Below are 19,208 nucleotides of genomic sequence, written 5' to 3'. Positions count from 1 at the left end.
GCCAGGTCACCGCGCTAGACCGACGAGTAGGCCACGACCCCGTGCCGCAACGCCTCGACGGCCTGCCGTGCCGTGTCCCGGACACGCTGGTGCGGAGCCGCCTGGGACACCTGGTCGAGCACGTCGATGACCTGCTTGCACCAGCGCACGAAGTCGCCGGCGGACAGCTCGCTGCCCTTGAGCACGACGTCCAGGCTGCGTCCGGCGGCCCACCTGTGCACGGCCTCGACCAGGCCCGCGTCGAGCGGCTGGATCGTCTCGACCTTGTGCGCCGTCTCGAGGTCGTCCAGCTCCGACCAGGCCCGCACCGTCGCGTCGAGGGCCACCCCGAGGCGGCTGTTCGGCCCGCCCGGGATGCGCGGCTCGCCCTGGTCGTCCCGACGCGAGCGGTAGACGAGCGTGGAGACCGCGGCGGCCAGGCCGGGGACGTCGAGCTCGTCGAACACGCCCCGTCGCAGGCACTCGGCCAGGAGCAGGTCGTTCTCCGCGTAGATCCGGCGCAGCCAACGGCCGTCGTCGGTGACCTGCAGCGCGCTGCGGCCGGCGTCGTCGGTCTGCTCCAGGTAGCCCAGGCGCTGCAGGACGTCGCAGATGCGGTCGAAGACGGCGGCGATGGAGCCGGTCCGCCCGGCGATCCGGGCGACCAGCGCGTCGTGCTCCCCCGCCAGCCGCGCCCACCGCTCCGCCCAGCGGGCGTGCTCCTCGCGGTCGGGGCAGTCGTGGCAGGGGTGCGCGCGCAGCCGGCGGCGCAGGGCGGCGATCTCCGCGTCGTCGGCGGCGGCCCGCTGGCCGCCCTTGGGCCGGTCGCGCCGGGTGGGTCCCCGGTCGGCGCCGACGGCCGACCGCAGAGCCGCGGCCAGGTCCCGTCGAGCCGACGGGACACGGGCGGTGAAGCCCTTGGGCACGCGCAGGAACCCCACCGTGCTCACGCCCGTCCCGACGTCGGCGACCGTGAGCCGGCGCACCTGGCGGTCGACGGTCAGGACCGTCGGGCGCGGACCGTCGAAGCCCGGCTCGCCGCCCGGGTCGATCACGACCGCATGGCCGGAGCGCCGACCGACGGGGATCTCGAGCACGTCGCCGACGCGCAGCCCCTCGAGCGTGCGCGCGACCTCGGCCCGGCGGGCCGACGCCTCGGCGCGGGTGAGGTCCTTCTCCCGGGCCGCGATCTCCCGGCGCAGGGCGGCGTACTCGGCGAAGTCGCCCTGGTGGCACACCATCGCGCGGGCGTACCCCTCCAGGGCCTCCGCGTGCCCCTGTGCCTGCCTGGCGAGGCCCACCACGCCCCGGTCGGCCTGGAACTGCGCGAACGACGTCTCGAGCACCTCGCGCGCGCGGTCCCGGCCCACCTGCGCGACCAGGTTGACGGCCATGTTGTACGTGGGGCGGAAGCTCGACCGCAGCGGGTACAGACGCTTGGACGCGAGGCCGGCCAGCTGCACCGGGTCGAGGCCCGGGTGGGCGACGACCACCGCGTGGCCCTCGGTGTCGATGCCCCGGCGCCCCGCCCGCCCGGTGAGCTGCGTGTACTCCCCCGGCGTCACGTCGACGTGGTTCGAGCCGTCCCACTTGACCAGCTTCTCCATGACGACCGAGCGCGCGGGCATGTTGACCCCGAGGGCGAGCGTCTCGGTGGCGAACACCACCTTGACCAGGCCGCGGGAGAAGAGGTCCTCGACGGTCTCCTTGAACAGCGGCAGCATCCCCGCGTGGTGCGCGGCGACCCCACGCGACAGCGCGTCGCTGAACTCCCAGTACCCCAGCACGTCGAGGTCCTCGGGCGGCACGGCGGCGCACCGCTCCTCGACGACCCGCCGGATCTCCGACGACTCCGCGGGTGTGGTCAGCCGGACCCCGGCGGCCAGGCACTGCTGCACGGCGCCCTGGCAGCCGGCACGGGAGAAGATGAACACGATCGCCGGCAGCAGCCCGTCGCGGTCGAGCGCGTCGACGACCGCGAACCGGGGCGTCGGGCGCCCGCCGCCCGGCCTGCCGCCGCCGGGTCGGCCGCGGTGACCCCGGTCGTGCGGGCCGCGGCGCGGCGGACCCTGCTCCTCGCGGTTGCTGCGCCGCAGCAGGTGCGTCAGGTCCGGGTTGATCGGGGGGTCGACGCCCGGCGCGGTGGGATCCACGTGCCCGGCGTACAGGTCGAGCAGCTCGCCGCGTACCAGGACGTGCTGCCCCAGCGGGACCGGGCGGTGCTCGCTCACCACCACGGTCGTGTCGCCGCGCACGGTGGCCAGCCAGTCCCCGAACTCCTCGGCGTTGGACACGGTGGCGGACAGGGAGACCAGCTGCACGTCGTCGGTCAGGTGGATGATCACCTCCTCCCACACGGGTCCGCGGAACCGGTCCGCGAGGTAGTGCACCTCGTCCATCACGACGAAGCCGAGCCCCTGCAGCGTCGGCGAGCCCGCGTAGAGCATGTTGCGCAGGACCTCGGTGGTCATCACGACGACCGGGGCCTCCCCGTTGATGGTCGTGTCGCCCGTCAGCAGCCCGACCTTGTCCGCGCCGTAGCGGCGCACGAGGTCGGCGTACTTCTGGTTGGACAGCGCCTTGATGGGGGTCGTGTAGAACGCCTTGCGGCCGGACGCGAGCGCCAGGTGCACGGCGAACTCCCCGACGACCGTCTTCCCGGCACCCGTCGGGGCCGCCACCAGCACGCCGCTCCCCCGCTCGAGCGCCAGGCACGCCTCGACCTGGAACTCGTCGAGGGGAAAGCCCAGCAGCTCCCGGAACTGGCCGAGCTCGCTGCGGTCGACCTCGGCCCGGCGACGGGCGGCGGCGAACCGCTCGGCGGGCGAGGGCTCAGCCTCGGGCGGGGACGGCGGGCCGGTCTTGCGGGAGCGGGACACCACAGGCACACCCTAGGCACACCGTCGGAAGGTGGCGGGCGCGCCGCGCTCAGCAGAGGACGGACAACGCCCCGGGGTCGACCGTGACCCGCAACGGGAGGGGTCCGATGCGCTCGCCGTCGGCGAAGGCCGCGGGCGGGACGGCTCCGAGCTCGGTGACCGGCTCGATGAGGACGGACCGGCTGCGCCGGACCTCGACCGACGGGTGGCCGACGTGCTTGCCCTGGTAGATGCCGGGGAAGATCTTCACGACKCCCGCCTTGCTGAACGGGCCGGCGACCACGACGTCGAGCAGACCGTCGTCGACCTGCGCGTCCGGCGCGATCTTGAGGCCGCCACCGATCCAGGGGATGTTGGCGACCGCGACCAGCGTCCCCGCCGACTCCCAGACGGAGTCGTCCAGCGTCACCCGGTAGCCGAACGGGCGGAACCGGCCGAGCTCCGCGGCGAGCGCCCGCACGTAGCGTCCGGAGCCCTTGGGCCAGGTCATCTCGTTGGCGCGCGCGTTGATCGCGGCGTCGAACCCGCAGCTCAGCACGCCGAGGTACCACTCGTGCGCCGCGTGCTCCGGTGAGCCCACGCGCACCGCGTCGACCCGTCGCGGGCCGTCCAGGAGGCCGTGCTCGATCGCGGCGACCGACGCCTCGACGTCCCCGCGGGGCAGCGCGAGCGTGCGGGCGATGTCGTTGCCTGTGCCGGCCGCGACGATGCCCAGCGGCAGACCGGTGCCCGCCACGACGTTGACGCCGAGGTGCACCATGCCGTCGCCGCCGACCACGACCAGCGCGTCGAGCCCCTGCACCGCCGCGGCCCGGGCGCGGTCCGTGGCCTGTGCGAGGGTCGCCGCCGACAGGTCCTCGACCTTGTGCCCGCGCTCCCGCAGGAGCTCGTGGACCCGGCGGCCCGCCTGCGTCCCCCGACCCCGGCCGGCCGTCGGGTTGACCACGACGCCCAGGTGGATCACGCGGTCGCCCCGCCGGGCTCGTCGTCCATCGTCCCGTCGAGGCGAGGCAAGCCGGCGGCGACCCGACGCCGGTCCACCCGACGGTCGTGCAGCACGCAGACGCCGAGCGCGACGAAGTACAGGCCGCAGATGGGCAGCGCGACCGCGAGCATCGTCATCGCGTCGGGCGTCGGCGTCATCACGGCCGCGAACACGAACGCGATCATCACGGCCCACCGCCATGCTTTTCGATACGTCGCCGCGGTGCCGATGCCGGCGAAGTTCAGCGCGACCATCACGACGGGCAGCAGGAACGCGATGCCGAACGCCAGCATGAGCCGCATGACGAAGCCGAGGTACGTCTGCGCGTCGATGAGGTTGGTGGCGCCGGTCGGCGTGAACTCGGTCAGCAGCCGGACGGCGTTGGGCAGCGCCCACCAGGCGACGAGGGCGCCGGCCAGGAACAGCGGCACGGCGACCCCGAGGAAGCCGAACGCGTAGACCCGCTCCTTGTGGTTGAGGCCGGGCGTGACGAAGGCCCAGAACTGGTAGAGCCACCAGGGGCTGGACAGGATCACGCCGAGGAAGAAGGAGACCTTCACCTGGATGTCGAACGACGTGGCGATGCCCGAGAAGTTCAGCGCGATGAGGCTGCCGCGCTGCTCCGCGACGTTCACCAGGGGATGCTGCAGGGCCGTGAAGACCGGGTCGTAGAGGAACCAGCCGATGGCCGCGCCGACGACGACGCCGATGGCCGCGAGGAACACGCGGCGGCGCAGCTCGACCAGATGTGCTCGCAGCGGCATCCGGCCGCCGGGCTCATCCCCGCGGCGGGCATTCACAGGACGGTCAGGCCTTCGGCGGGGCGTTGCCCTCGGACGGCTCGTCGACGGGCCGCACGGGGGTGCTGAGCTGCGGCTCTGCCACGGTCGGCACCACGGGGGTGACGACCACGGGGGTGACGCCGGCCGGCGGGACGCCGACGGGGGTGGTGGTCGCCGGGGCGTCCTCGGTCTTCAGGTCCTGGACCTCGTGCTTGAAGATCTTCATCGACTGGCCCACGCTCTTGGCCAGGTCGGGCAGCCGCTTCGCGCCGAACAGCAGGACGACCACGAGCAGCACGATCAGCACGTGCCATGCGCTCAGGTTTCGGATCACGTCGGGGTCCTCCGTCGGATTGTCGATGACCGTGCGATCCTACCCGCGCCACCTGGGTGTCGAGTGCTCACCACGTCAGCTCCAGTAGGCGCGCCAGCGCAGCCGCGTCGCGGTCCTCCGTACCTCGCGCTCGACCCGGCGCTCGGCGGCCGCGGCGCGCAGCTCCGCGACCCGGGCCTGGAGCGGCTCCGGGTCGGCGAAGAGGGTCGGCCCGGTCTCGACCTCGCCGCGCGCGGCCTTGAGCTCGTCCACCCGGTCCGCCAGCTGGGCCGCGACGTCCGCCGCGCGCGAGAGCTCGCGGCCGAGCGCCAGGCCCGACCGCCAGAGCCGCCGGCCGAGCAGGAACGCCCCGACCAGGGTCGCGAGGACGAGGACCGTCCAGACCGAGAACCACAGCACGGTCAGCCCACCTCCCCGTACGCGCGCAGCGCCGCCCGGGCGGCCGCCGCCACCTCCTGCGCGATCCGTGCCGGCCGGACGTCGAGCACGTCGTCGGCGACCTGGAGCACCAGGTGCCGCAGCCACGCGTGCTGCACGACCCGCAGGTCCACCTCGAACGAGCCGTCGTCGAGGTTGCGCACCGCGTCGACCGGCGTCGTCTCGGCGACCCACCGCGCGCGGCTGGTCAGGTGGAGGGTCACCAGCTCGCCCTCGGCGCCCGGGGAGAAGACGTCGGCGCCCTCGGGCACCTGGTGGTCCACGCTCGGCGTGTCGAGCACCGTGGCCGCGAGCACGCGGTCCACCCGGAACAGGCGCTCCCCGTCGACGAGCAGGCACCAGGCCAGCAGGTACGAGCGCTCGTCGTCCGTGACCAGCCGGATCGGGTCCACGTCGCGCTCGGTCGTCACGTCGGACGCGTTCACGTACCGCAGGTGGAGCCGGCGACCGTGCCGCAAGGCCGTGGCGACCGCGGCGGCCACGTCGGGAGCCGCGTCGACCGCGAGCTGGACGTCGACGGCGGCCGCCGCGTCACCCGTGGCGGCGCTGAGCTTCGCCAGGGCCGAGCGCAGCACCGCGGCGCGCTCAGGGTCCAGCGCGTCCCCGAGCGCCGCGTCGACGGCCCGCAGGGCGGCGACGAGCGCGACGGCCTCCCGTGCCCCGAGGCGCAGCGGCCGGGTCATCCCGCGGGACTCGGTGAGGCGGACCACGCCCTGCTCGTACGAGGCAGCGTCGAAGTCGATGAGGTCGTGCGGGTAGTAGCCGGGCGTGCCGGTGACCCACAGGGTGTCGATGTCGTCCATCACCTGCCGGGTGCTCACGCCGAACTGCGACGCGATCGCCTCGACCGAGACGTCGTCGTGCCGGTCCAGGTAGGTGATCATTCCGAGCATCCGCAGGAGCCGGTCGCTGGCGCGCTCAGGCATCGGTCCGCACCCCCTGGTCGAGCGTCGCGGCCGTGCGCAGCAGGTGCAGGACCGAGTCGCGCAGGCCGGCGGGGGCGAGGACGACGACCGCGTCGCCGTAGCCGACCAGCTCCTCGGCGAGCTCCCACTCGGCGCGGAACGGCACGTGCACGAGGTCGCGATGGGCCAGGAGGGGCTCGGTCGACCAGTCCTGGTCGTCGGCGGGCTGCGGCACGGCACGCGCCCGGGGGGCGCTGGCGCGCTCGGGGAGCACGGCCAGGGTCGCGATGCGCTCCGGCCCGCTCCCCCAGGTCCGCAGCGCGTCCGTCAGCTCCTGCGCGCTCGGCGCCGTGAACGACCCCGGCTCGCCGACCGTGCGCACGGCGCCCTCGACGCGGCTCAGCCGGAACGACCGGCTGGCGCCCCGGTCCCGGTCGCGGCCGACGAGCACCCAGCCGCCACGGCGCGCGAGCAGCTTCCACGGCTCGACGGTGCGCTCGCGGACCTCGCCCGTGGTCGCCGCCCGGTAGGTGAACCGGACGGCCTGGCGCGCCTGCACCGCGTCGACCAGCGGGCCGAACGCTCCCCCGCCGGCGCGGACCCGCGGCGCGAGCCCGGCGACCAGGTCGGTGGACTCCGGCGCCTCGCCGACCGCGCGCAGCTTGGTGAGCGCGCGCGTCGTGTCGGCGCGGACGGACTGGTCCTGCCAGACCTGCGCCGCCATCGCCAGCACGCCGAGCTCGGCCGCCGTGAGGTCCAGCGGCGGCAGCGCGTACGCGTCGAGGTCCACGCGGTAGCCGATGTCGTCGCCGTGGCCGGCGTCGGTGACCGTGAGGATGGGGATGCCGAGGTCGCGCAGGGTGTCCTTGTCACGCTCGAACATCCGCTCGAAGGCGTCGTCGGACGGCGCCTCCTGGTACCCGGCCACGCTGGTGCGCACCTGCTCCTTCGTCATCCGGCCCGAGGTGTTGACCAGGGCGATGACGAGGTTGAGCAGGCGTTCGGCGGGGGCGATCTGGACGGCCATCGGGGACCACCGTAGTGGCCGGTAGCGTGGTCGCGTGATCACGTGGCGTGCGGGTGTCGTGGTGTCGCTCGGGGCCACGTGGCCCGGTGCGGCCGAGGTGACGGTGGAGCTCGAGGCTCCCGTCGGCACGGCGACCGCCGGCGACACCGTCCGTGCGCTGGCGTTCCCGTCGCTGGTCGGCAGCCCGGAGATCGGCGACCGGGTCCTGCTCAACGTGTCCGCCCTGGCGCGCGGGCTGGGCACCGGCGGGTACGCCCTGGTGATCGCCCTGCCCGACCGACCGCCCGCGGACCCGCCCGCCGGGCCCGGTCACCTGGTGAAGGCCCGGTACACCCCGCTGCAGGCGATGGTCCTGGGCGTCGACGACCAGGAGTCCCCGCACCACGAGCTGCTGCGCGACGCCGACGACCTCGACGGCCTGCCCGTCGTCGTCGCGGACCTGCACTCGGCGCTGCCCGCGATCGTCGCCGGCGCGCGGTCCGCCGCCGCGCGCGCCGGTCGCGTGCCCCCGCGGGTCGCCTACGTGATGACCGACGGAGGCGCGCTGCCGGCGTGGTTCTCCCGGACGGTCGCGGGCATGCGCTCGGCCGGCTGGATCGACGCCTGCGTGACCACCGGGCAGTCGTTCGGCGGCGACCTCGAGGCCGTGACGGTGCACACCGGGCTGCTGGCGGCCCGGCATGTGGTCGGCGCGGACCTCGTGGTGGTCGCGCAGGGGCCCGGCAACCTCGGCACCGGGACCCGCTGGGGCTTCTCCGGCGTGGCCGCGGGCGAGGCGGTCAACGCCGCCGCCGCCCTGGGGGGCCGACCGGTCGCCTCGCTGCGGGTCTCGGGCGCCRACGCCCGCGAACGGCACCTCGGGGTCTCGCACCACTCGCTGACCGCGTACGGGCGCGTCGCGCTGGCGTCGGCGGACGTGGTGGTCCCGCTGCTCGACGGCGAGCTCGGGCAGCGCGTCCGGGACCAGGCGGCGACGCTGCGGTCGCGGCACCGCCTGGTCGAGGTCCCCGCCGGGGCCGACCTGCTGGGCGCGCTCGCGGGCAGCCCGGTGCGGCTGTCGACGATGGGCCGTGGCCTCGAGCAGGACCCCGCCGCGTTCCTCGCGGCCGCCGCGGCGGGGGTGCACGCGGCGGACCTGCTCGCCTAGGGGGTGAACTCGGTCGAGGCGGGTATCACTGCCCGCCTCGCGAGGATCCTGGAGGTATCACCGGTGGCACCGTCGCCACCACCGTGAACCAGGGGGCACCGTCATGGCTGCACTGCACACCGACCTCGCCTACTCGTTCCGGCGGAACAAGGCGGTGGTCGGCGTCCGGACCGGCGCGACCGCGGTGCTCGGGCAGATCGAGGACCTACTGGTCGCCGCCGCCACCGCCCACCGGCAACGGCGCTACACCGACGCCGTCGACGGCTACACGGCCGCCCGGCGTCTCATCTGGTCGCAGCTCGCCCCGCTGGTGACGTACGAGGAGCAGGTCGTGCTGGCGGTGGACCTGGTGCCGTCGCTGGCGTCGTACGCCGCGGAGTTCCTCAACCTGCTCCCCGTCGAGCAACCGACGGCCGGGGTACGGCCGCGCGTGGTGCCCGAGGTGGACGACGGCCCGGTGCTCGGGCTGCACTCCGCCAAGGTCGGCCGGGACGCGAGCCTCGCCGCCGCCGACCTCGAGGTCGCCCGGCAGCTGGAGTCCGTCGGCAACCCGAAGTCCGCCACGTTCTTCCGGGAGCGCGCCGCCGGCCTCGACGCCGACTTCGTCAAGCAGCTCGGGGAGAAGGACGCCCCCGCGCCGGCCGTCGACGTGCCGGGCCTGCGCCGCGTGCGGGCCGTCGGGGCGGAGGCGGCACCCACCGTCGCGCTGCGGCTGGAGCGCACCGACCTGCAGGTCAAGGACGTCATCAGCGCGACCCCGGTGGTCGACATTCCTGACGAGCTGACCGCGGCGCGCCGGTTCTATGCGGTCGAGGTCGGGGACGACGTCAAGACCCTCAAGTGGGCCGAGGGCAAGGCGCTCGACGGCGCCGACATCCTCGCCACCGTCTACGAGGGTCGCCGGGCCATCGACGTCCTGCACGACGTGCTCATCCAGCCCGCCGGACCGGCCGACGTCGCGATCGGGCTGGCGCACGCCTGGTACTACGAGACCACCCTGGGCCTGGCCGAGGCGCACCACGCGATGGGCGAGTTCGAGCAGGCGCAGTCCTGGTACCTCGCCGCGGCAGGCTACCGGTACCTCAACCCCACGACCGAGGCGCCGTACGTCTGGGCCCGGCTGGCGACGTGCTACCTCGACCAGGGGAACGTGCTGTTCCGCGCCGACGACCCGGTCCGGGCCCTCGACGTCTACCAGCAGGTCCTCGGCTCGGACGGCACCGCGCCGGCCACGTCGCTGTACACGGTCGCGGGGCTGGCCCCGGCGGCGACGCAGGCCCGGGCCGTGATCGCCCACCTCGACGCGCCCGACGACATCGACGCCGCCGCGGTCAGCCCGGCGATCGCGGCCGTGGTCCTCGACGTGTGGGCGCAGCTGGCGAAGATCGCCGGAGGGCTCGACTTCTGGGGTCACTGGGCGGCCAACGTCCCCCTGTGGACCTTCGACTACCTCCAGCAGGTGGCCGGCACGTTCAGCCAGCTGGCCATCGGCGCCGAGCGCGACGCCATCTCGTTCTGGGAGAAGGCCGACTCCGGCACCCTCACGCGCACGCAGCTGACCGCGAACGTCCAGCTCGCCGCCGCCGAGAAGCAGGCGGCCGACCGCCAGGTGGATGCGGCGCGCGCCGAGCTCGCGGCCTACCAGGCGGCCGAGGCCGCCGCGAACCTGCGGGCGGCCGACGCCCGGGCCAACGCGGCCGAGTACGCGAGCAAGTCCGCCAGCTGGGTGGTCCACCAGGCGCTCTCGACGCAGCTGTCCGGCGGCCAGGACGGGAAGGCCTCCCAGCTGAACCAGCTGGCGGACCAGATGATGTCCGGCTCGTACTCGATCTCCGGCGACCGCGGCACGCTCGCCGCGGCGGAGAGCCTGACGGCCGCGCGCCAGCAGCGCCAGTACGAGATCGACTCGATGAACCGGCAGGCGAACGAGCTCGACGCGGCGCGGGTGCAGGCGGCGCAGGAGCGGGCCGCCGGTCAGGCCCGCGTCGCCGCGTTCTCCGCGGGTGCTGCGGCGGCCGGCGTGCGCGTGGCCGGGGCGCAGCAGCTGCTGCTCGCCTTCGACCAGCAGAGGTTCACGCCCGACGTCTGGAACGCGATGGGCGAGACGATGAACAACCTCTCCCAGCGGTACCTGGTGATGGCGCTGGACATCGCCAAGCGGATGCAGCGCGCGTACAACTTCGAGAACGACGTGCAGCTCTCGATCATCCGGCCGGACTACCAGGCGCAGACGGTCCACGGGCTGCTGGCCGCCGACTCGCTCCTGGCGGACGTGCAGTCCTTCACCTACCAGCTGATCACCTCCACCGCACCGAACCCGCAGCCCGTCCGGCAGACCATCTCCCTGTCCAGCCGCTACCCGTACCTGTTCGAGACGCAGCTGCGGCGCACCGGTCACATGCAGTTCCAGACGGCGCTCGCGGACTTCGACTCCGCCTACCCGGGCACCTACGCGGGCCGGATCGTGGCGGTCGAGGTGGAGGTCGACGGCATCGTGCCGGCGCGCGGCCTCAGCGGGACGCTGACCAACAGCGGGATCTCGCACTACCGGGTCCCGTCGGTGCTGTGGCCCGTGGGCGGCAACGGGGTCAAGCACCGCGTGCAGAACCGGGAGTCGCTGGTGCTGAGCGACTACGACCGGCGGCTCGACGCCCTGATCGTCTCTCCCGACCCCCGTCGCCGTGCGGTCTTCGAGGGCGCCGGCGTCGCGTCCAGCTGGGAGCTCGACATCCCGCCGGCCGCCAACGACCTCGACTTCGCGGCGATCCTCGACGTGCGGCTCACGTTCACCTACCAGGCGCGGTTCGACCTCGACCTGCGCGAGCGGGTGGTCGCCGAGCTCGAGGCCGCTCCCGCGGTGCACGAGCGGCAGCGTCCGTTCCCGCTGCGCTGGCTGTTCGCCGACGCGTTCTTCTCGTTCTACGAGACCGGCACGCTCGCCGTGGAGCTGGGTCGCGGGGACTTCGCGGCGACCGAGGACGCACCCACGCTGCTCAGCCTCGGCCTGACGGTGGCGTCGACGCCGCACGCCGTCGCCGGGGGCCTGGTGCTCCGGGTCGCTCCCCCGGGACGTCAGCCCGTGACCGTGACCTGCGACGCGGACGGCGTCGTCGACTCCGACGCGTTCCAGGCCGCGCTGACCGCTGCGGGCCAGGGGGCGGCGATCGGCTCCTCGGCGCTCGGCCCGTGGTCGGTCCAGGTGACCGCCGCGGACAACCCGGCGCTCGTCGTCGACGGCGAGCTGGACCTGGACGCCGTCGACAACATCGCGCTCGTCCTCGGCTACTCCTTCACGCCGCGCGCCTGAGGGGCCGTCATGCCCACCGAGATCGGCTTCTCCACGCAGACCCCGTCATTGCCCAAGGGGGGCGGCACGGGCGGCCTCGGCGAGACCTTCACGCCGGACCTCTCCAGCGGCACCGGCGGGCTCGTCGTCCCGATCGACCTGCCCAACGGCCCGAACGACATCGGCCCCCGGTTGTCCCTGCGGTACGACTCGTCGGCGGCGAACGGTCCCTTCGGGCTCGGCTGGGCGCTCGCGCTGCCGAGCCTGACCCGGTCGACGACCGGTGGTCTGCCGCGCTACGACGAGACCGACACCCTCGTGCTCGCGGGCGCCGGCCCGCTGCTCCGGACCGCGGCCGGCCTGCGGCCCGAGGTGGAGTCCGGGGAGTGGCGCGTCGCGCACGCCGACCCCGCCGCCGGTGACGCCGGTGGGTTCGTCGCGACCGACCGGTCCGGCACGCGCTTCCACCTCGGCACGTCCGCGGAGTCCCGGGTGCCCGGCGTCGGCGGCGTGCCTCTGACCTGGCTGCTCGCGCGGATCGAGGACAACCTCGGCACGTCCGCGGAGCTCACGTGGGAGGCCGACGGCGCGCAGCGGTACCTCGCCTCCGTCGCCTACGGCCCGTTCGAGGTGCGGCTCGACCACGAGCCGCGGCCCGACGTGCTGCGATGGTCGCGCGCGGGGTTCGTGCTGGTCACCGACCGACGCTGCGCGAGCGTCGAGCTGCACCTGGCCGCGCCGCCCGCGGGCGAGGCCTCCCTCGTGCGCCGCTGGTCGTTCGGGTACGTCGCCGCCGACCCGAGCGGCGTGTCGTTGCTCGCCTCGGTCACGCTCACGGGCGTCGCGGCGGACTCCTCCAGCCTGGACGCTCCGCCGCTGCGCCTCGCGTACGCGGGGGCGTCGGCCCCGAGGCTGACCGCCGTGCCCTGCCGCGACGAGAGGTCCGCACCTCCCGGGCTGGGGGCCGCCGGCGACCGCCGGTCGCGGGTCGAGCTGCTCGACTGGACCGGCAACGGTCTGCCCGACCTGGTCGAGGTGTCGCCGGGCGGGGTCACGCGCGTCTGGCCCGACGAGGCCGGGACGTGGGGACGGCCCCGGCTGGTCGGCGAGCTCCCGCAGCTCGCCGACGCGGCGGCCGGCATCGCGCTCGTCGACCTGGACGGCAACGGGTTCGCCGACCTGGTCCGCTCCGACGTCCCCGCCCGCGGCTACCAGCCCCGCGGCGCCGACGGCCTCGGGCGGCCCGTCACGTGGACGCGCGGCCCGTCGGTCGCGATCGGCGCGGCGCAGGCCCGCCTGGTCGACCTCGACGGCGACGGTCTCGGCGACCTGGTCTGGAGCAACGGGCGCGCGCTGCTGCTGGCCCGGCGCACCGAGGACGCGGCGGGTTGGGTGGAGCGTCCCGACGTGGTCCCGCAGACTCCCAACGGCCCCCCGGCCGACCTCGCCGACCCCCACGTGCACCTGGCGGACATGACCGGGGACGGCACCCCCGACGTGGTCCGGGTGGACGGCGCCGGGGTCACCTACTGGCCGCACCTCGGCCGCGGCACGTTCGGCGACGCGGTCCGGATGACGGGTGCACCGACGCTCCCCTTCGACGTCGACCCCTCCCGCGTGCTGGTGGTGGACGTCGACGGCGACGGGTCCGCGGACGTCGTCGTGCTGGGCGACGGCACGCTCACCTGGTGGCCGAACCGGTCCGGCGACGGGTTCGAGTCGCCGCGCACGGTGCGCCACCTGCCGACTGGTGCCATGGACGACGTCCGGGTGGCGGACCTGCTCGGCACGGGCGTCCCCGCCGTCGTGTGGAGCACGCCGCTGCCGTCCGGACGGGCCCGCTGGTTCGCGCTCGACCTCCTCGGGGGCGCCCGGCCGGGGCTGCTCACCTCGATCGACAACTCGGTGGGCCGGGTCACGTCCATCCGGTACACGACCTCCGCCCGCGAGTCGGAGCGCGACCGAGTGGCCGGGCAGGCGTGGACGAGCTCGTTCCCGCTGGTGCTGCCGGTGGTGGCCGGCGTGCGCGTCGCCGAGACGACCACCGGGGAGGCGACGGACACCGACTTCCGGTACCACGAGGGCCGCTACGACCCCGTTCTGCGCGAGGTCTGCGGGTTCGGGCGCGTCGAGGAGCTGACGCACGGCGACGCCCGGGTGGCTGCCGCGCTGACCACCCGCTGGTTCCACACCGGTGTCGACCCGTCGACCGGCGCGGAGCCCGGGACGGCCGCGGAGCGGCGGCGGCTGCGCGCGGTGCGCGGGCGTCTCTTCCGGCTCGAGGTCGCCGCCGGCCTGGACGACGCCGCGCCCTCCACGCCGCTGGCCGCCGGGCTCCCGCTGCACCGGATCGAGCAGACGTGGCGCGTGGACGACAGCCCGGACGCGATCACGGTGGTCCCCCGGCTGGTGCGGACCGATCGCGAGGTCCTCGAGGGCGGAGCAGTGCCGGTCGGCCGCGTCGTGACCGAGCAGCTGGCCTGGGATGCCGTGGGCAACGTCGCCGAGGCCGTCGAGTCCACGTTCGAGGCCGGGGCCGCGCCGACCGGGCAGCTGCACACGTACACGCAGTACGCCGTCGACCCCACCGGGCGGTTCGCCCAGCGGGCGTGCCGGATCGTCCAGACCGACGGTGCGGGCGCGCTGCTCGCCGACACCCGGACCGAGTACGACGGCCGGCCGTTCGGGCAGGTCGGCGCGCAGGGTCTGACGACCGGGCGGTCCTCGTTCGCGCTCCCCGACGAGCTCGTGGGCGATGTCTACGGCGCTGCGCAGCCGGACTGGGCCGCCCTCGGGTACGAGCACCGGGCCGCGTCCGTCCCCACCGCCGGCGCGACCGGGATCGAGTCCGTCGCGATACCCGCCGGCTGGTGGGTCCGCTCCGCGGAGTACACCCGGACGGTGGCGGCCGACGGCGTGGTGCACGGGACCGTCCGCAACGCGCTGGGCGCGATGACCGAGCTGGAGCTCGACCCGACCGCCTGCTATCCGGCGCGGGTGCGCGACGCCGTCGGCAACGAGGTCCGGGCGACGTTCGACCTGCGCACGTACCAGCCGCTCGAGGTCGTCGAGCCCTCGGGCGCGGTCTCGGTCGCGACGTTCGACGCGCTCGCCCGGCCGGTGCACCTGATCGAGCCCGGCGACTCCCCCGCGACCCCGACGACGGCGCACGCCTACGACACGTCCGCACTGCCCGTCAGCGTGTCGCTCACCAGGCGGGCGGGCACGGACGCGGGCGGCGAGCTGCCGCGCCTGCGGGAGCGTCAGCTGGTCGACGGCGAGGGCCGCCTGCTGCAGCGCCGCGTGCTCGACGCGTCCGCCCCGGCGGGGGCCGGCGCCGACCCCGAGATCGTCCAGGTGTCCCACGCGTACGGCGCCCGGGGGCTGGTCACGGAGTCCTACCTGCCGTACCGCGCGGCGGGCCCGGCCTACGACCCGCCCGACCCGGCGCGGCCGCACTCGGTCATGGAGTACGACCCGTTGGGTCGGCTCCTGCGCGCCACCCGGGCTGACGGTGAGGTCGCCACGGTGCGGTACCTGCCCGGTCGGGTCGAGGAGACCGACGAGGCGGGCCACCTGACCGTCCGTCGCCTCGACGCCACCGGTCAGGCGGTCGCGATCGAGCAGCACCTCGACGGCCGGACGCTGACCAGCACGTTCACGTTCGCGCTGAGCGGGTCGCTGCTGGTCGAGCAGGGTCCGACGGGCGCCCGGACGGCGTTCCGTTACGACCTGCTGGGTCGCGTGCTGGCCACGGAGCGCCCGGAGGCCGCCTCGGTGATCGTGCTGGACGCCGCCGGCCGGACCGTGGAGACGCGGGCCGGGGCGCACCGCGTGCTGCGCAGCTTCGACGCCGGCGACCGCCTGGTCGCGATCCGCGAGGACGACCCCGCGGCGGTCCCCGTCGCGACCTTCACGTACCACGACGCGGCCGCGCCCGCCCCGGCCGACGCCGGCGCGCACACCGCCGGAGGTCGCCTGCTCCGCGTCGACGACGAGGTCGGCAGCACCGCGCTCGACTACGACGAGCGCGGCCGGGTCGCCCGCAAGACGATGACCAGGCCAGGCTCCGACGTCCTCACGATCTGGACGGCGTACCGGCCCGACGGGCTCACCTCCGCGGTCACGTACCCCGACGGCTCGGTGGTCGGGTACCGCTACGACGCGGCCGGTCGGCTGACGGGCATCGACGACGTCATCGTGGCCGTCGACTACGACCTCATGGATCACCGCACCCGGGTCCGGTACGCCAACGGTGTCGAGCAGACCGACTCCCACGACCCGCTCACCGGCTGGCGCGCCACGTCGCGGCTCGCCGTCACCGCCGGCGCCATCGTCGACGTGCGGGACGTGACGTACACCCACGACGCCCTCGGCAACGTCGCGTCGATCACGGGGCCGACCCCCGCGCAGACCTGGGCGTACGCGTACGACGAGCTGTCGCGGCTCGTGCACGCCGACGGCCTCGGGGCGCCCGACGGCGTGGTGCCGCCGGTGGCTCAGGTGTGGAGCTACGCGTACGACGACGCCGGCAACCTCACGACGGCCTCGGACGTCGGCCAGTACCTGTACGGCCAGGACGGCGCGGCCCCCAGCTGCGTGACCTCGGCCGGCGGCGGCCGGTACGCGTACGACGACACCGGGCACGTCACCAGCGCGCCGTGGGGCACGCACACGCTGGACGCGCGCGGGATGCTGCGCCGGGTCGCGCTCAGCACCGGCACGGTCCACCGGTACGGGTACGACCACGCCGGCCGGCTGGCTCTCCACGAGGTGTCGGGCGCGGGCGCCACGTCACGCACCTGGTCGCCCGACGGTCTGGTGAGCGTGGACGACGACGGTCTCGTCCTGCAGGTCACCGACGGCCGGGCGATCGTCGCGCGGCGCCGCGCGGTTCCGACCGGCGGTCCGGCCACGCCCGCGCGGACCCGCACGACGTGGCTGCACCGCGACCACCTCGGCTCCGTGGTGGCGCTGACGGACGGCGCTGGACAGGTGGTGCTGCGCGTGCGGTACGGGCCGTACGGGCAGGTGCTCGAGCGCACCGGCGTCGGGGCCGTGCCGCAGTCGTTCGGCACCGGGCTCGCCCCCGTCGCGTTGGCCGGTCCCGCGTCGGGCGTCGACGCGCCACCGCTCGTCCTGCTCGGTGCCCGGTGGTACTGCCCGGCGCTCGGGAGGTTCCTCTCCCCGGACCCGATGGTGACCGACGCCGCCGATCCCCTGGCCTGGAACTCCTACGCCTACTGCCGGGACAACCCGACCAGCTACATCGACCCGAGCGGGCGCGAGTTCTGGAAGATCTTCGCCGCCGTCGTGGCCACCATCGCGATCATCGCGGTCATCGTCGTCGTCTCCGTCTTCACGTTCGGCGCGGGGGCGGCGCCGTCGATCGCTCTCGGTGCCACCGGCATCTCCGTGACGTGGACCGCGGTGTTCGCGGCGACGGTCATCGGCGTCGTCGCCGGTGGCGTCATCGGGGGCATCGCGGCGGCCCGGGCGGGCGGGGACGCCGGCGACGTCGTCCTMGGAGTCCTGGTCGGCGGTGCCGTCGGCGGATGGGCAGCCTTCGGGGCGGCCATCGCGGGTCCGGCCGTCGCGGGCGGCCTCGGGCTCACCGGCGGAAGCGTGGCCGCCGGTGCGGTCGCGGGTGCCGTCACCGGGGCGATCAACGGCGCCGCGATGGGCTTCGCCAGCGGCTTCGCCGGCGGCCGCAACGGGGGCATCGGCGACATCATGGAGAAGGTGCTGGTCGGCGCGATCATCGGGCTGGTGGTCGGCGCGGCGCTCGGGGCGCTCAGCGGCCTGAAGCCTCCCGCGGGCGAGGGGCCGCTGGACTCGCTCAGGAACGCCGCCCGCGCGGACCCGAACCCGCCCCCGCCCCCGTTGGTGACGCCTCCGCCGGTGAACAGCGTCGGCCAGGCCCTGGGCGCGACCGGCGGAGGACTGGCCGGCAAGTTCGCCGGGGCCCTGCTCCCGCACGTCGCCCAGGCCGTCGCCGGGTTCACGGGCTCGGTCGTCGCGCAGACGGTCGTCGTCGACCTGGCCTCCGGGGTCACCGCCGACCTCTGGGACGACATCCAGGCCTACGTGCGGACCCACAACATCGACCTCGGCCCGTTCAACTTCCTCAGCGGCGGGTTCTAGTCGTCCCGGGGCGTGCCGGTGTGCATCGCGACGAGCGTCGCCAGCCGCCGGGCCTCGGCGTCGGCGCGGGCGCCGTCCGCCCGCTGGATGCCCATGACGGCGAGCGTGTCGCCGTCGGCGAGGTCCAGCTGCACCCACGGCCGTCCGGACCCGAACCGCACGGACACGATCTCGGCCCACTCGAGCCGGCGCGTGAAGACGAGGTTGCGGACGGTCAGACCGTCGTCGTCCACCCGCGCCACGACCGAGGCCTGCCGCCAGAGGAACCCCGCGATCAGACCGCCCACGATCGCGAACCCGAGCTGGTCACCAGCCGTGAGGATCGGCAGCGCCAGCATGAGCGCCACGGTCAGGGCGATCACCACGACCGCCATGGTGAGGGTGACGACGCGCGCCAGCCGGGGCCGGAACGGGGCCGTGAGATCGTCCACGGCGGTGCCGGTCAGAGCCGGCACGCGTGGATCGACGTGACGAGGATCGCGCGCGCACCGATGTCGTACAGGGAGTCCATGACGCGGTTGGTCTGGTCGCGCCGGACCATCGCCCGCACGGCCGCCCAGTCGCGGTTGTGCAGCGGGGACACGGTCGGCGACTCCAGGCCGGGCGTGATCGCGACGGCCGCGTCCACCAGCTCGAGCGGCACGTCGTAGTCCATGAKCACGTACTCGCGGGCGGTCAGGACGCCCTGGATCCGGCGCGTGAGGACGTCGAGGCCCGCGGGCTCGTCGCYGTCGGAGCGGCGGACCAGCACGGCCTCGGAGCGCAGGATCGGCTCGGCGAAGATCTCCAGGCCCGCGGCACGCAGGGTGGTCCCGGTCTCGACGACGTCCGCGATCACGTCCGCCACGCCCAGCTTGATGGCCGACTCCACGGCGCCGTCGAGGCGCACGACGCCCGAGGGGTGGATGCCCAGCGACCGCAGGTACGAGCCGACCAGCACCGGGTAGGACGTCGCGACCCGCCGGCCGCCGACCTGCGCGACGTCGGTCCACTCCCCCGCCGTGCCGGCGAACCGGAACGTCGAGCGGGCGAACCCGAGCGGCAGGTGCTCCACGGCCGCGGACTCCGAGTCGAGCATGAGGTCGCGGCCGGTGATCCCGACGTCGACGGTGCCCGCGCCGACGTACACGGCGATGTCGCGCGGGCGCAGGAAGAAGAACTCGACGTCGTTGTCCGGGTMGGGCAGCACGAGCTCGCGGGAGTCGCGACGCTGGCGGTACCCGGCCTCCTTGAGCATCTCGACGGCGGGCTCGGACAGGGAGCCCTTGTTCGGGACGGCGATCCTCAGCACGGTCGGTCTCC

Annotated in this window: 12 protein-coding genes; 3 read left to right on the top strand and 9 right to left on the bottom strand. The window is 74.7% G+C overall.

Annotation, left to right across the window (positions count from 1 at the left end):
* Positions 1-14: 14 nt before the first annotated feature.
* From ACXJKG_RS01970 to ACXJKG_RS01940, 7 genes are all read right to left on the bottom strand, one after another.
* The gene (locus ACXJKG_RS01970) at positions 15-2,867 is read right to left on the bottom strand and encodes a DEAD/DEAH box helicase (RefSeq protein ID WP_456844076.1); all 2,853 of its coding nucleotides are present in this window, start codon (positions 2,865-2,867) and stop codon (positions 15-17) included.
* A gap of 40 nt (positions 2,868-2,907) precedes the next feature.
* A complete protein-coding gene (locus tag ACXJKG_RS01965; RefSeq protein WP_456844075.1) occupies positions 2,908-3,822 on the bottom strand; it encodes a diacylglycerol/lipid kinase family protein in 915 nt (304 codons plus the stop codon).
* A complete protein-coding gene (tatC, locus tag ACXJKG_RS01960; RefSeq protein WP_456844074.1) occupies positions 3,819-4,607 on the bottom strand; it encodes a twin-arginine translocase subunit TatC in 789 nt (262 codons plus the stop codon). Before tatC ends, ACXJKG_RS01965 begins: the two co-directional genes overlap by 4 nt.
* A 43-nt stretch (positions 4,608-4,650) precedes the next feature.
* On the bottom strand, positions 4,651-4,959 hold the full coding sequence (gene tatA / locus ACXJKG_RS01955; protein ID WP_456844073.1) for a Sec-independent protein translocase subunit TatA: 309 nt from the start codon (positions 4,957-4,959) through the stop codon (positions 4,651-4,653).
* 75 nt (positions 4,960-5,034) lie between these two features.
* Positions 5,035-5,358 (bottom strand): hypothetical protein, encoded by a 324-nt coding sequence (locus tag ACXJKG_RS01950; protein WP_456844072.1) that lies wholly within the window; start codon positions 5,356-5,358, stop codon positions 5,035-5,037.
* A gap of 2 nt (positions 5,359-5,360) precedes the next feature.
* Complete coding sequence (locus ACXJKG_RS01945; protein ID WP_456844071.1) at positions 5,361-6,323, bottom strand: helix-turn-helix transcriptional regulator; 963 nt, start codon at positions 6,321-6,323, stop codon at positions 5,361-5,363.
* On the bottom strand, positions 6,316-7,329 hold the full coding sequence (locus ACXJKG_RS01940) for a helix-turn-helix transcriptional regulator (RefSeq protein WP_456844070.1): 1,014 nt from the start codon (positions 7,327-7,329) through the stop codon (positions 6,316-6,318). The genes ACXJKG_RS01945 and ACXJKG_RS01940 overlap by 8 nt, the downstream gene beginning before the upstream one ends.
* 34 nt (positions 7,330-7,363) lie before the next feature.
* On the opposite strand from ACXJKG_RS01940, the gene ACXJKG_RS01935 reads away from it, so the two are divergent.
* From ACXJKG_RS01935 to ACXJKG_RS01925, 3 genes are all read left to right on the top strand, one after another.
* On the top strand, positions 7,364-8,476 hold the full coding sequence (locus tag ACXJKG_RS01935) for a DUF3866 family protein (protein ID WP_456844069.1): 1,113 nt from the start codon (positions 7,364-7,366) through the stop codon (positions 8,474-8,476).
* 103 nt (positions 8,477-8,579) lie between these two features.
* Positions 8,580-11,783 carry a Tc toxin subunit A-related protein gene (locus tag ACXJKG_RS01930; RefSeq protein ID WP_456844068.1) on the top strand — a complete coding sequence of 1,068 codons (3,204 nt, stop codon included), beginning with the start codon at positions 8,580-8,582 and terminating at the stop codon, positions 11,781-11,783.
* 9 nt (positions 11,784-11,792) lie between these two features.
* A complete protein-coding gene (locus tag ACXJKG_RS01925) occupies positions 11,793-17,906 on the top strand; it encodes a toxin TcdB middle/N-terminal domain-containing protein (RefSeq protein ID WP_456844067.1) in 6,114 nt (2,037 codons plus the stop codon).
* On the opposite strand, the gene ACXJKG_RS01920 is transcribed toward ACXJKG_RS01925, so the two are convergent.
* A complete protein-coding gene (locus tag ACXJKG_RS01920; protein WP_456844066.1) occupies positions 17,903-18,361 on the bottom strand; it encodes a PH domain-containing protein in 459 nt (152 codons plus the stop codon). The genes ACXJKG_RS01925 and ACXJKG_RS01920 overlap by 4 nt on opposite strands.
* Complete coding sequence (hisG, locus tag ACXJKG_RS01915; RefSeq protein ID WP_456844065.1) at positions 18,349-19,197, bottom strand: ATP phosphoribosyltransferase; 849 nt, start codon at positions 19,195-19,197, stop codon at positions 18,349-18,351. The genes ACXJKG_RS01920 and hisG overlap by 13 nt, the downstream gene beginning before the upstream one ends.
* Positions 19,198-19,208 lie beyond the last annotated feature (11 nt).

The organism is Cellulomonas sp. P5_C6 (assembly GCF_054049635.1).
The sequence above is the reverse complement of the archived record's forward strand: the minus strand, read 5'-3'. Positions and strand labels throughout refer to the sequence as shown.